15 protein-coding genes and 1 riboswitch are annotated in these 13591 nt (G+C 38.1%); of the genes, 7 read left to right on the forward strand and 8 right to left on the reverse strand.

What is annotated here, in order from left to right; all coding sequences use genetic code 11:
- Positions 1-5 precede the first annotated feature (5 nt).
- The gene (locus ACYT6F_RS10185) at positions 6-1832 is read right to left on the reverse strand and encodes a TonB-dependent receptor plug domain-containing protein (protein ID WP_472601065.1); all 1827 of its coding nucleotides are present in this window, start codon (positions 1830-1832) and stop codon (positions 6-8) included.
- A gap of 30 nt (positions 1833-1862) precedes the next feature.
- Positions 1863-2041, reverse strand: a riboswitch (cobalamin riboswitch).
- Between the two features lie 383 nt (positions 2042-2424).
- The gene (locus tag ACYT6F_RS10190) at positions 2425-2907 is read right to left on the reverse strand and encodes a cytidine deaminase (protein WP_472601066.1); all 483 of its coding nucleotides are present in this window, start codon (positions 2905-2907) and stop codon (positions 2425-2427) included.
- Positions 2908-3011: 104 nt separating this feature from the next.
- On the opposite strand from ACYT6F_RS10190, the gene namA reads away from it, so the two are divergent.
- The 3 genes from namA to ACYT6F_RS10205 are packed head-to-tail and all read left to right on the forward strand — an operon-like array spanning position 3012 to position 4739.
- The gene (namA, locus tag ACYT6F_RS10195) at positions 3012-4058 is read left to right on the forward strand and encodes an NADPH dehydrogenase NamA (protein ID WP_472601067.1); all 1047 of its coding nucleotides are present in this window, start codon (positions 3012-3014) and stop codon (positions 4056-4058) included.
- Between the two features lie 38 nt (positions 4059-4096).
- Entirely contained in the window at positions 4097-4390 is a 294-nt protein-coding gene (locus ACYT6F_RS10200; protein WP_472601068.1) for a DUF2752 domain-containing protein, read from the forward strand.
- A 16-nt stretch (positions 4391-4406) separates the two neighbouring features.
- The gene (locus ACYT6F_RS10205; protein ID WP_472601069.1) at positions 4407-4739 is read left to right on the forward strand and encodes a CCC motif membrane protein; all 333 of its coding nucleotides are present in this window, start codon (positions 4407-4409) and stop codon (positions 4737-4739) included.
- A gap of 76 nt (positions 4740-4815) precedes the next feature.
- Here the strand turns inward: ACYT6F_RS10205 and ACYT6F_RS10210 are convergent, their stop codons facing one another.
- The 6 genes from ACYT6F_RS10210 to ACYT6F_RS10235 all read right to left on the reverse strand — a co-directional run bounded on the left by ACYT6F_RS10210 (position 4816) and on the right by ACYT6F_RS10235 (position 9034).
- Positions 4816-6360, reverse strand: coding sequence for an endonuclease (locus ACYT6F_RS10210; protein WP_472601070.1), 1545 nt, complete (start codon positions 6358-6360; stop codon positions 4816-4818).
- A 226-nt stretch (positions 6361-6586) separates the two neighbouring features.
- On the reverse strand, positions 6587-7024 hold the full coding sequence (locus tag ACYT6F_RS10215; RefSeq protein ID WP_472601071.1) for a hypothetical protein: 438 nt from the start codon (positions 7022-7024) through the stop codon (positions 6587-6589).
- Between the two features lies 1 nt (position 7025).
- On the reverse strand, positions 7026-7295 hold the full coding sequence (locus tag ACYT6F_RS10220) for a hypothetical protein (protein WP_472601072.1): 270 nt from the start codon (positions 7293-7295) through the stop codon (positions 7026-7028).
- 19 nt (positions 7296-7314) lie between these two features.
- The gene (locus ACYT6F_RS10225) at positions 7315-7842 is read right to left on the reverse strand and encodes an RNA polymerase sigma factor (RefSeq protein WP_472601073.1); all 528 of its coding nucleotides are present in this window, start codon (positions 7840-7842) and stop codon (positions 7315-7317) included.
- 480 nt (positions 7843-8322) lie between these two features.
- Positions 8323-8850, reverse strand: coding sequence for a DUF4136 domain-containing protein (locus tag ACYT6F_RS10230; RefSeq protein ID WP_472601074.1), 528 nt, complete (start codon positions 8848-8850; stop codon positions 8323-8325).
- Between the two features lies 1 nt (position 8851).
- On the reverse strand, positions 8852-9034 hold the full coding sequence (locus ACYT6F_RS10235) for a DUF5522 domain-containing protein (protein ID WP_029294953.1): 183 nt from the start codon (positions 9032-9034) through the stop codon (positions 8852-8854).
- A 40-nt stretch (positions 9035-9074) separates the two neighbouring features.
- Here ACYT6F_RS10235 and ACYT6F_RS10240 point away from each other — a divergent pair, with 40 nt between their 5' ends.
- The 4 genes from ACYT6F_RS10240 (at position 9075) to hemL (ending at position 12941) form a co-directional block, all read left to right on the forward strand.
- A complete protein-coding gene (locus ACYT6F_RS10240) occupies positions 9075-9401 on the forward strand; it encodes a hypothetical protein (protein ID WP_472601075.1) in 327 nt (108 codons plus the stop codon).
- A gap of 155 nt (positions 9402-9556) precedes the next feature.
- Positions 9557-10465, forward strand: coding sequence for a 1-aminocyclopropane-1-carboxylate deaminase/D-cysteine desulfhydrase (locus tag ACYT6F_RS10245; protein WP_472601110.1), 909 nt, complete (start codon positions 9557-9559; stop codon positions 10463-10465).
- A gap of 64 nt (positions 10466-10529) precedes the next feature.
- On the forward strand, positions 10530-11588 hold the full coding sequence (locus ACYT6F_RS10250; RefSeq protein WP_472601076.1) for a glucosaminidase domain-containing protein: 1059 nt from the start codon (positions 10530-10532) through the stop codon (positions 11586-11588).
- A 69-nt stretch (positions 11589-11657) separates the two neighbouring features.
- Positions 11658-12941 carry a glutamate-1-semialdehyde 2,1-aminomutase gene (gene hemL / locus ACYT6F_RS10255; protein ID WP_472601077.1) on the forward strand — a complete coding sequence of 428 codons (1284 nt, stop codon included), beginning with the start codon at positions 11658-11660 and terminating at the stop codon, positions 12939-12941.
- The last annotated feature ends 650 nt before the right edge of the window (positions 12942-13591 follow it).

A 13591-nucleotide genomic window follows, 5' to 3' on the forward strand; every position in this document is an offset into this window, starting at 1 on the left:
AAATGTTAAAAATTAATATTGATATAAACACTGTAATTTCTTTTGGGCAAAGGATAATAAGAAACGGTTTGATAAACAACGTCTGTAATATTATTTATCTTAAATCCTAAAGTGTAATGATTTAAAAATTTTGCGGAAATTCCAGTGTTTAAAACGAAATAAGGATCAATGGCGTCAGCGCTTTTTTCGTCAGTAGTGGTATACGTAAGTCCATTAAAAAGCCCCTGAACATAAACATTCAGGAAACGGTAGCGGTAATCGATATTTCCGGTAGCCTTATGAAGCGGAACATACATCATCTGCATTCCTGTAAGCTTATTGGTAGATCTGGAATACGTATATCCGCCGTTAAACGTAAGATGATGATTTTCTAAATTTTTACGATAGGTAATTTGTGAATCAACCCCGTAAATTTCAACACTGTACGTGTTGAAAGCAGCCCAGTATCCTGCAGCCGTCGGAAGCCAGTTGATGTAGTTTTTAATATCCATATAATACGGACTTACCGTCAGTCTGAGATCCCCGAATGTAAACGCATGATCCATATCAATATTCATGGAAGTCTCAGGAACCAGATCAGGATTTCCTCCCTGCCGCCAGTATAAATCGTTAAATGTAGGAAACTTAAAGTTTCTTGAAAAACTTGCGCCCGCCTGGTACCATTTTACCGGTTGCCATTTTCCTGAAAAGGAATATAATAAAGGAGAAGACAGATTTTCCACAAAATCTTTTTTAATGCCTGCTTCAAAGCGGAGATCAGAAGTCACGAAATATCGTACAAGCCCTGCTGCAGATCCTATATTTCTGCTGATATCACCAATTCCGGACTGATAGCCAATTCCTTTATTTACCTGAAATTCGCCAATGGCATTGACATTGAGCTTCGGAGTAATGAAATAATTAAAATCATTTCTGAAAATATAATTCTTACCCTGCGCACCGCTTTCTTTCGGCTTTTCAATATCTCCGAAGTATTGGAAATTATCTTCTGTGTAAGCCGCTTTCAGACTATTGGAGAAATCGTTTCTGGTGATATCCCATGAAATAAGGCTGCGTAATGTTTGGGCTTTATATTTTGTTTTGTTACCGTTCTCCGTAAAAATCGGATAATGCTGGGAGCCGTCAAATACCTGGTTTTGCCAAGAAACCGTCTGGTGCGGTGCAATTTTATACGAAGCTCCGATGTTGATCGACGAATTGTAAAACCTGCCGTTTCTGTTAATGTACTCCTTCTCTGGAACTTCATAATCGTTCTGGCTGATGACATAATTTCCCGAAACCTTCACGCTGAATTTATCATTACTGAAAGACGTTCTCAGAAAATTATTAAAGGTCCCGAACGATGCTGCTTCCGAATAAAGAAAAGCATGAGCACCCTTGTTAAACTCCAGATTATTATTAAGATGAATACTCCCTCCGATGGCAGAACTTCCGTACTGTACACTTCCGCCGCCGGCTTTCACCTCAAGTTCATCATACCCGAAAAGTGGAATATTATTCACATCACCCTGTCCCAGAAAAGTGGAGTTAATATTGATGCCGTTCCATACAAAAGCAGTGTGTCCCGCGCTTGTTCCCCGGAAAGAAGGAGATGAAACTGCACCACGGCCATTTTCTTTAATATAAAGCTGGGATTGGAAACGCAAAAGCTCAGAAAGATTGGTGGCGTTTTTTTCGAAATCTTTCGGACGGATGGTATTGACGTTGTGAAAAAGCTTCACTTTATTCATTTGGTTGTCAAAGATGTAAACCGTGTCAATGGCTTTCTCCTGGGCAGAAAGAAAGCAGCCGTAAGCCGAAAAAATCAGTACTAAAGATTTTTTTATATCCATTCTATTGTTACTTTTCCTCCGAAAGCAATGTATTTAGTTACAATTCTGGCAGGTCTCCTGACTTTCGCTTTTCTACACCTTCCCGTTTGCACAGTGGTTTGTCGTAGAAATTTCTTGTTTGCGATCTACAGTTGCGGGGACAGTCCGGGATTTACACCCGATTCCCTTTTCATTCCAAATGATTGGAAACCAAAATTTTTTTGCAAAGATAAACTTATTCGTCAGAAATGCAAAAACAGAGAAATAATTAAAGTAAGATGACGATTTTGTAAAGGTTGTTTTATTTTCAGGAGCCGGGAACCTGCTTTCCACTGCAATTCCTCATTCCGCGGCTTCGCCGCTCCATTCCGGGATTTTCGTTTCAATCAGGGCTAGGTAGCAGGTAAGGTGGCTTCGGCATGCTCAGCCACCACACAAATACCAGTCATTTTATGGTAATAGTTTACGGCAAATTCTCCTCACTTGGAGGGGTGGATTAATTTCCAGAGAAAATTAAGACGGGGTGTTTTAAAAAGCTAATTCAAAGTCAATTGTGAACTGTGAATTTGCTTTGCTTGTCAATTTTTTAAAATTCATCATTCACCCAAAACATCTACAAAAACGTCCCGTCAAAATAAAACGGCAGCAGATCCTTAATCGAATGTACCTTCACCACCTCCTCATTCATGCTTGAGAAATAAAGATCAATGTTTTCATTTTGCTTGGTCTCAAATTCAATCAAACTTTGCCTGCAGGCTCCGCAGGGCGGAATAGGAGGATTTTTCTCAGGAAATTCCCTGTGGCCTCCCACAATGAAAATTTTTTTAATTTTTACAGCCGGAAAATTAGCAGCTACCCAGAACATGGTCGTTCTTTCCGCACAAAGCCCTGAAGGAAATGCCGCATTCTCCTGGTTGTTCCCGGAATACATCTCACCGTTTTCAAGAAGCACAGAACATCCTACCAGAAAGTTGGAATAGGGAGCGTATGCATTTTCGCGCGCCTGTTTTGCTTTTTCAAATAATTCTTTTTCTATATCGTGCAGCTCGCTGCTATTCTTAAAATACTCGTAACTGATCTGAGTTTCTTTTTTCATATATTGTGGGTTAAAAAAAGGGGAATAAAATTACTTTTTTTTCACGAGGTGGGCAATAAAGGCCTGCTCTTTGCAATTCTCAATTTTTAAAAAATAAAAATAACATGTTGTATACTCCAGTTACCTTCAGAAATGTTGAATTAAAAAACCGTTGGGTGATGTCGCCAATGTGCATGTATTCCAGTGAAGATGGACTTCCGAACGATTTCCATTTTGTTCATTACGGAAGCAGGGCACAGGGCGGAGCAGGGCTTCTTATTGTAGAAGCAACCGGTGTGGAACCCCGCGGCAGAATCACCAATCACTGTATGGGAATATGGAATGATGAGCAGACGAAACAGCTTCAGAGAATTGTAGAATTTGTTCATAAACATTCAGAAAGCAAAATAGGAATCCAGCTTTCACATTCCGGCAGAAAAGGATCAACCTGGAATACCAAACAAATTTCCGTTGAAGAAGGATGGGAAACCATCGCGCCAAGTCCTATTCCGTATCATCCGACAGAGAGAATTCCGCATGTGTTAACCCTGGAAGAAATTAAGGAACAGGTACAAAACTTTAGAGAAGCTGCCAGAAGAGCGGTAGAGGCGGGTTTTGATGTCATTGAAATTCATGCAGCTCATGGCTACCTGATTCACCAGTTTTTATCTCCGCTTTCAAACATCAGGACCGATGAATACGGCGGAAGCTTTGAAAACAGAATTCGTTTTTTAGTTGAGATTGTAGATGCAGTAAATGAAGAACTGAATGACAATGTTGCCCTGTTTGTAAGAATTTCAGGCACTGAATATGCAGAAAACGGCTGGGAGATTACCGACAGTGTTGAATTGGCAAAAATCTTAAAAAATCACTCTGTTGATCTGGTTGATGTTTCCAGCGGCGGAAATATTCACGGTGTAAAGATTCCCCTTTTCGATGGCTACCAGGTTCCGTTAGCTTCTCAGGTCAGAAATGAAGCAGGTGTAAAAACAGGAGCAGTAGGGCTGATTAAAAAAGTTTCCCATGCAGAAGAGATTCTTCAGAAAGGAGACGCCGATCTTATTTTTATTGCCAGGGAAATGTTGAGAAACCCTTATCTTGCAGTTCAGGGATCATTTGAAATGAATGAAGAATGCTTTTTCCCACATCAGTATCTGAGAGCGAAAATATAATCTTAATTTTTATATATTTGATCTACAAAAAATAAAATATGAAAGCAGAAGATTTCATGCTGCCTTGCCCTATCAAGAAATTCTTTGGTATCGAATGTTTCGGATGCGGTACCCAGAGAGCTATTGTAATGGTTTTTGAAGGCAGATTTGCTGAAGCTTTTCATATGTTTCCTGCGGTTTATACCGTGCTGCTGTTTTTTGCGGCAGTGATTCTTAACTTTGTTGATAAAAAAAGGAATTACAGTAATATTTTGGTTTTTTTAGCAATAACAAATGCTATTATTATGGTAATTTCATACTTTTATAAACATTTATTTTTAAACATAACTTAAACTAAAATTATAAACTATGGATCAACAAAAACTGCCAAATGCAACCGCAGTATTAATTCTTGGAATTGTATCAATCGTAGGTTGCTGCTGCTATGGCCTTCCAGGACTTATATCCGGAATTATTGCTCTTGTTCTTGCTAAGAAAGATGGACAACTTTACAGACAAAATCCAACAATGTATTCAAATTACAGCCAGCTAAATGCCGGTAAAATTATGGCGATTATTGGGATTTCGTTAAGTGTATTGTATTTTATCTATGTCATTGTATTGTTATCGACAGTTGGTTGGGAGGCCATGAAAGACCCTCAACTAATGCAGGAGAGAATGAGAGATTTGTTCGGGCAGTAATCTGCTGACAGTAATTAATAATAAATAAAGCCTTCATCACTTGAGACGAAGGCTTTGTTTATTATTTAAGATAATTTTACCTTACGATAAACTTCAATGTCGCACCATCCATTTTCAAAATATAAACTCCTGAAGGAAGATTTTTTATCCTGATAGAATTTCTGCTGTTCCTGAATGGCTGATCAAAAGACTGCATCATTTTCCCCTGAAGATTATAAATTTCAGCTTTTGTAATGTTTTTTATTTCACCTTTTACAAAAATTTCATTGTTCGAAATCGGGTTCGGAGAAATCTGCAGCTGGTTTTGATGAGAAATTGGTTCCGAAGAAGGATTCTGAATCTGCCTCGATGTTCCGGAATAACAGGTCCAGCTTAGGTTGTCGATTGCTACTCTGTTGCTGGCTGAGTTGTTTTCCAGCTCTACAACTACGTTTCCTGAAATGTTGATATTATTAATCGTGGTAGTTGTTACGTTGCTATTGTAAGGCACTGTTCCAACTGTTGTTCCGTTTACTTTTACTGTTAAAGTTCCATTTGATCCGGTAAACTTCAATTGTGTAGTCACGGTTAATGATCCGATTCCGTTGGCTGAGCTTTCGGATGTTAAAGCACCGTCTCTGACCGTAATGGCTTTTGTCGAAATGGTTTGATCGGTTCTGGCGTCAGTTGCCGTCCATGAAATTCCGCCGTTGCTCCAGGTTCTCGTTAAATAAGAAGCGGAACTTGCTGTCGGAATAGTTTCGAAAGTTTCATTCGCGCAGTCTGCTGATGTCGGAGGAGGAGTTGTTGTTCCTCCACCTCCTGTGGAAGATCCTGATCCCCAGATTAAATTTACATAATTAGGATTGTCAATAAACGGATTTCTGTTTCCCTGAAAAGCATAGGAAGCATTGTTCCTGTTGATTTCCGCCTGCGATACCGGATCCTGGTTATGCCATGCCAGCAAAACATTCAGCTCCCATGTCTGTAATCCTGGGAAGATAGAGCTTCCCAGCATATTTCCCGTAGAAAAAGTAGAAAGCTTGCTTTGATAGCGCGTTACAAAATAAAATATCATTCTCGCGACATCCCCTTTAAATTCATCAATCGGCTCAAAAACAGTTCCCGAATATCCGGAAGAAACAGAATTTCCAAGTTTAGAACCGTTTTTAGAAGTAAAGGTTGCCGTGCCTACTTTTCCAAATGGATAATTAGAGCGCATACCGTTTACCTTTCCGTCTGTTGCCCTTATAAAATGAATATCGGAAACCATGGGTGATGACTCATTAAATAAGCTTTGAGGAACAATGTGTTCTCTATTGTAGCAGTTGCCTTCTACGGAATACGTTCCGCATTGGTTTGTGCCGGGAGTGTATTTGTAAGGATCCGTACCGGTCGGCTTTTCGGAATAAATATCCAGAATTGAACCGTCGTTTTCATAGTTTTTGTCAATGTCCGTTGTCTTGTAGCCGGTCCACAGTCCGTTATAACCTTTGTCCTGATGACCGTTGGTAATAATTGTACTTAAAGCTGTTTTTAGTGAAGCTCCCGATAATCCGTTGGCCGAATTGTAATAGCCGGAAGGTGCCTGGGCATTTGCCAAAAGAGACAAAAATGCAAAGATGATTAGTGGTTTTTTCATTTTAATATTTTAGGTGATAAGATTACTATAAAATTACGAATAAGAAATTACGGTATTATTAATTTTAAATCAATAGTTATTTTACCACTGTATTTCAAAAAACGGCAAGGATAGATCATTTAAGACAATCAAAGATTAGTTAATTTCATTATTGCTAAATCTTCAGAAAGTATAGCTGAGTTCTTGGAGAAAGTGCGTTCATAACAGCAGAAAACAACATCGTATGTTACCTTGGCTTTTTATGAGAAAATAATCTTCCAAGATCATGTACAAGTGCTTTGAAATCTTTTTGCTGGTCGCTTTTGCAAATCTTTTTAATATCCGCAAAGTGATTATAATTGATCATTTCCGCTTCTTCCTGCTTTTTTCCGATAAGTTGAATAAGGGAGTCTTTTTCTACTGCATTTTCATTCAGAAGTGTTTTATATAATGCCGATTTTAATGTCATCATTTCCTCTTCATTTTGCTGTATATCTTTTCTGTGTTGGTCAATCAGCAGTTCATATTCATCAATTTGTCTCTGATCAAAATGCAGTCTTTCAATAATAATGTTTTTCGGACCTTCAGGGCGGGGCGGCTTTCTCAGAAAAATAAAGAGAACGAGCAGGATATTTGAGATGACCAGCAGTATAATAATAAGCTGTAGATATTTTAAATTCTTCATTTTAGTTATATAAAGAATTGTTCGGAATAATATTCATATTTTCGGCCAGCTGACTGATTTTACTTTCAGTCTCAAACTGATGAAATACCGTGCCTACACTCAGCACAAATGCAAATCCTGCAGCAATTCCGTATGTCCATAACAGGCGAACGGAAGGCTCATTCTTTTTCCGGCTGTCAATCACGGCTAAAATATTTTCATATACAGCATCAGAAACTTCCGTTTTCTGAATGGATGAAAGGAGGTCGAGACTATTTTGTGAGTGTTTCATATTCAGTTAGACGACAATTTTAATAATTTCCTTTGGTTCTGATATTATTTTTTGCTCGCTGAACCAGCGATTCTACTGCTTTCGGCGATAAATCCATTATTTCAGCTGTTTCTGAAATGGACTTTTCTTCTATTTTGGTAAGGATGATAACGGTTTTTTGTTTCTCATTAAGGATATTTATAATACGGAAAAGTTCCTGTAACGACTCTTTATGTTCCAGCAATACGCCGGGATGATCAAAATTCACCGGTTCGCCTTTCGGAAAATCCGGTTTTTCATCCCACCATGACGTAATGAAACCGAAACGCTTCTTTGCTTTTTTAGCCTTGATAAAATCTAAACACTTGTGAATAGTAATTTTATAGATCCAGGTTGAAACTTTTGATTTATTTTGAAACGTATCAAGCTTTTCATAAACGCTTAGAAAAACATCCTGCGTAATCTCTTCCGCGTCCTCAATATTCTGCACATATTGTAATGCAAGATTGTAGACAAGGTTCTTGTTGGATTGATATATTTTTTCAAAAGTCAACTTGTGTATTAGCACTTATTTATTAATTGCAAATTTGAAAATAATTTACGAAAAAACTATTCTTTATAGTAATTTTATATAAAATCATTTATTTTTATGAATTAAAGATATAATAAATGTAAATGGGTTCAATGCTTTGCCGTTTAAATACTTGATAATTTCTTTTTAGAAGAGGATATTTGATAACTTTGTACAGCAAATTAAATAACTATGAGAAAACAATTTTTTTATTATTTTGGTCTGATTTCTTTAATTATTGTAACATTCGGGGTTATTAAATTCATAAAAAACAGTAATGACCATAAAGAATGCGATACCATAACACATTCATTTACAAAAAATAATGTGGAAATAAGAGAAGTAAAACATATTTGTCACGAAAAGTATAGTTTTTAATCAGCAAGAAATTTTAAAAACAATTCCGAAATTCTTTGAATATAAAAAAGCCGATGCAAAATGTGCATCGGCTTTCATATATAATGATTAATTTAAATCTTATTTTCTTTGAGGAGGATAATTCTTCATGATTTCCCCCATAATCTCAGGGATTTGTCTCTGCTTGGCTTGCGGACGGTCTACCGAAATTCCGCTTCCGATTCCCTGCCAAACCAGTTTATTGGTTCTTGCATCCACCATGTCTACAATAATCGCACCTTCATTATAATTGCTGGTCCAGGTTCTGTTCATCCCGATTCCCCATCCAAATGGTCCGCCCCATCCCCAGGCTCCGTAAGGGGAGCTCGTGGTAATGTCAGTGATTTTCTTATGATTGGCTTTCACATTGATGATCACATCAGGGTTCTCTCCCGACTGAAGACCTTTCATCTGAAGCTGTTTCGATAATTCGTTCAATACTCTGTCTTTGTCGATGTCGTTCAGTTTCAGATCATCGATTCTGAGTTTGTACGTTTTGTAAGTAGTAAAGTTTGCAGTATCTGCATAATCAGAACGTACATTAAAAGGACTGCAGGATGTTAATCCCAAGGTAGCCGAGGCTAACAAAATAAAAATATATTTTTTCATTTTATTTATTTTTTTTATCGTTTTTAATAAATGTGTCCGTCTTTTTATCGTATCCGTAAGGACAATGTCTACAGCCACTTTTACAGCAATGCCCTCTTTTAAGATGGAACTTTTCTGTAAAAACCTTATACCCCTGCTCGTTGTAGTAAAAATCTTCACCTTCTTTGATGTCAAAAAGTGCCATAGGTTAAATCGCTAAGTCAAAAAACTTTATATTTGTTATCATGATAATTGTATGCCAGAAACCTTTAAAAATATTAAAAATCAGCGGCATTACGCTTTTTCCCTTTATCTTCATAAGGAACTCCGAAGATAAGAAAAATAAAATATTGATTAATCATGAAAAGATCCATTTAAGACAGCAAATGGAAATGTTAGTGATTTTCTTTTATATTTTATATATAATCGAATACTATTATTGGTTATTGAAAATAAAAAATCCTTATCAGGCCTACAGAAGAATTTCTTTTGAACGGGAAGCGTATGGTAACGAACGTGATCTTAATTATCTTAAAAAAAGAAAATTCTGGAGCTTCAGAAAGTATTTATGAAACGAGTTAGGGTGCTGTCTTAAATCTTCTCCTTTGAAGAGTGGCAAATTCTTTGAATTTTTATCGGGATTGTTACATATATCATAAATTTCGGTGAAGGAATCTAACTAAAAAACTTAAAAGCAGTACTTTTGTACAATCATATTCACGCTAAAATGGTATTACAGGTTCCCAAAGAAAAGATCCCGATTCAGGAAATTCCCATTGATAAAAAGATAAGGCTTTTCATTAAAAGAGAAGACCTTATTCATCCGCAGATTTCAGGGAATAAATACTGGAAACTGTTTTTTAATATTAATAAGTATTTAGCCCAAAACCCGGAAAAACCGTATGTCATTACTTTCGGAGGCGCTTTTTCCAATCATATAGCTGCCGTTTCTGCAGTAGGAAGTCTGGCCCGCATCCCAACCCTGGGTATCATCAGAGGGGAAGAGCTTAAAGACAAATGGCGCGAAAACCCCACTTTACTTTTTGCGAAAAAGAACGGAATGAATCTCCGCTTTGTCAGCCGCGAAGAATACCGCCACAAGGAAAAGCTTACCGAATTCTTAAAGACTGAATTTCCTCATGCCCTTGTCGTTCCCGAAGGCGGAACCAATGAAGATGCGGTAGAAGGGATAAAAATGATGCTCAATGACGATACAAAAGATTTTGATTATCTTTGCACCGCAGTAGGAACCGGAGGAACCATTTCCGGAATCTCAAAATTTTGTGAAGATAATCAGAAGGTTATCGGTTTCAAGGCTGTGAAGGATATTTCGTTAGAAGATACCATAGCAAAATTAACAAGGAGAACAAATTTTCATCTAATAGATTCTTCCTTTGGAGGATATGGTAAAATAAATGATGAAAATATCGGTTTTATCAATGATTTTAAACTGAACTACGGAATTCCGCTGGAACCGATTTATACAGGAAAAATGATGCAGAAGATTTTCGAGTTGATCGAAGAGGGGTATTTTCCTGAGAACAGTAAAGTTTTGTGCTTCCACACCGGTGGACTGCAAGGTATTGAAGGCGCAAATTTACTGTTGGAAAAACAGAACAGAAATTTAATTATATAAGTAAATTGAAAACATGAAACACTAAGTGTTCCATCTTTCATTTTAAAACAATAAAAATTATAAGATGAAAAGACTTTTCTTACTCGTAAGCCTTTTAGTTTTATCAAAATTCTCGGCTCAGACCTGGGCAACTGAAGATCAATACATCCAGAAATTTGCCAGATACGCTGTAGAAGAAATGGAAAAATATAAAATTCCTGCTTCTATTACCCTCGCTCAGGGACTTCTGGAAACGGGTGGCGGACAAAGCCGGCTGGCGCTGGAAGGCAAAAACCACTTCGGAATCAAATGTAAAGAAGACTGGACCGGAAAAACCATGAAGCACACCGATGATGCCCCCAATGAATGCTTCCGGGTGTACGACGATCCCCGTCAGTCTTACGAAGACCACTCCATATTTTTGTCAACACGGAAATACTACGCCAATCTTTTTAACCTCGATATGAAAGATTACAAAGCGTGGGCTACCGGACTTAAAAAAGCGGGATACGCAACCAATCCAAGGTACGCTTCCATATTAATCGGTAAAATTGAAAAGTACAGATTATACGAATTCGATAATACAAGTTCTAAAGAAGTACTTTACGCAGTGCTGAAAATGTATCCGAATCTTAAGGACGACAGAACTTTCATGGCACAGCTGGAAACGGAAAAATATACCAGAAAAGTAAAAGATCCTGTGACGGTTGAAGTACCCTACAAGCAAACTTCTTACGCGCAGCAGCAGAAAAGAGTGGAAAGAATCAGAACAAAAGCAGAAGTGCTTAATTCTATTCTTATCAAAACCCATCCGAACGACGGGCTGAAATATATTGTCATTCCTGAAGATACCAATGTAGAATATATTGCTAAAAAATTTAGAATAAGCGAAAGTAAACTTATTAAATGGAATGAGCTGGAAGGTGAGCTTTTACACAAAAACGATATCGTCTTTCTTGAATCTAAAAATTCTGACGGGAATACCGCAACCTATAAAGCCGAAGAAGGCGAAAATATGCATGATATTGCCCAGAAATTCGGAATTAAATTAAATAAATTGTACGCTAAAAACAGAATGGATGAAGGACAGAAGCCTTCCGCCGGACAATTGATTTATTTAATTGATAAAAAACCCAGAAACTAATCGTTGACGGTTGATAGTTGTTGGTGATTGTTAAACCGGCAACTATCAACTGTCAGCCAACAACTATATATGAAATACCAAAGAAGTTCAGCTTTATTTGATGAAGCATACCAATACATTCCGGGAGGGGTAAACTCTCCGGTCCGGGCATTCAAATCAGTAGGAGGAGTGCCTGTTTTTATGAAATCTGCAAAAGGTGCTTACCTTACCGATGCCGACGACAATACTTATGTTGATTATATCAATTCCTGGGGGCCGGCTATTTTAGGCCATACGCATCCTGAAGTTTTAGAGGAATTAAAAATACAGGCAGAGAAAGGATTTTCTTTCGGGGCACCTACAGAACTGGAAACCGAAATTGCAAAATTCATCGTGGAAAATGTTCCGAATATCGATCAGATCAGAATGGTTTCTTCGGGAACGGAGGCATGTATGAGCGCCGTAAGACTCGCGCGAGGCTTTACGGGAAGAGATAAAATCGTGAAATTTGAAGGCTGTTATCACGGGCATTCAGATTCATTTTTAATAAAAGCAGGCAGTGGTGCTGCCACTTTCGGAAACCCGAATTCTCCGGGAGTAACAGCGGGAACGGCAAAAGACACCTTACTGGCAAGATATAATGATTTTGAACAGGTAGAAGATTTATTCAGGCATAATCAGGGTGAAATTGCTGCGGTAATTATTGAGCCTGTAGCCGGAAATATGGGTTGTGTACTTCCTGAAAACGAATTTCTTCAGAAACTGAGAACCATCTGTGATGAAAACGGAGCTTTATTAATCTTTGATGAGGTAATGACGGGTTTCAGGCTTGCTTTTGGAGGCGCCCAAGAGCTTTTTAATGTAAAAGCAGATTTGGTAACGTACGGAAAAGTAATCGGCGGCGGGCTTCCGGTTGGAGCTTTTGCAGGAAGAAACGAAATTATGGATCACCTGGCACCGAAAGGGGGAGTCTATCAGGCAGGAACGCTCAGCGGAAATCCTCTGGCGATGAGAGCAGGGTTAAAAACTCTTCAGTTGATTAAAAATGATCCTGAGTTTTTCAGCAGATTGGCAAAGACAACCGAAACGCTGGATTTTGAAATCGGAAAGATCTTGAATGAAAAAGGTATTGCCCATAAAATCAACCGTAAAGGATCGATGATGTCTGTATTTTTCCACACCAACAGGGTTTCTAATTTTGATGAAGCACAAGGAGCCAATCATGCCTTATTTAATAATTTCTTCCATCAGATGCTGACGAACGGAATTTACCTTCCTCCAAGCGGCTATGAAACCTATTTCATCAGTGACGCCATTAAAGATAAAGAAATCGATATGACACTGGAAGCAGTAAGAAAATTTGAGTATTCTTAAGTTTTATAAAAATATAATTAAAAAAGGGTGAGGTATACTTCATCCTTTTTATTTTAGCTAAAGATCTTACTATAGCAATAGTTCTAATCATAATTCTTTTTTAACACCTCTCTTTTAAAGTATTGTATGGATTCCGATAGGTTAATGAACCTATATTTTGACGTCCGGAACGTCACGGTTGGGGATAATCACCACTGCGAAGGGGTTTCTTACGTATCCGGATGCATAAATGATAGATCCGGATAGGTTTATTATGGATGCAACGGCGTGCAGAACCTCACTGATGAGGTGTGCTATGGGTTTCTATACGTCATTCAACGTGTATTTTGCCGTCCGGAACTTCACGCTTGGGGATAATCACCACTGCGAAGAGGTTTCTTACGTATCCGGATGGATAAATGATAGATCCGGATAGGTTTATTATAGATGCAACGGGGTGCAGAACCTCACTGATGAGGTGTGCTATGGTTTTCTATACGTCATTCAACGTATATTTTGCCGTCCGGAACGTCACCGTCTGGGTTCATCACCGCAGCGAAGTGGTGTTTTACGTCTTGAGAGGGTTAAATCATAGGTTCGGATCATTGTTTTAAAGATCTGGTGGAGTTTATTACGGCTAAACCGGCGTTCTTAACGGATTCCGAGAGGTT

The sequence above is a fragment of the Chryseobacterium sp. NG-CE01 genome (assembly GCF_055695505.1).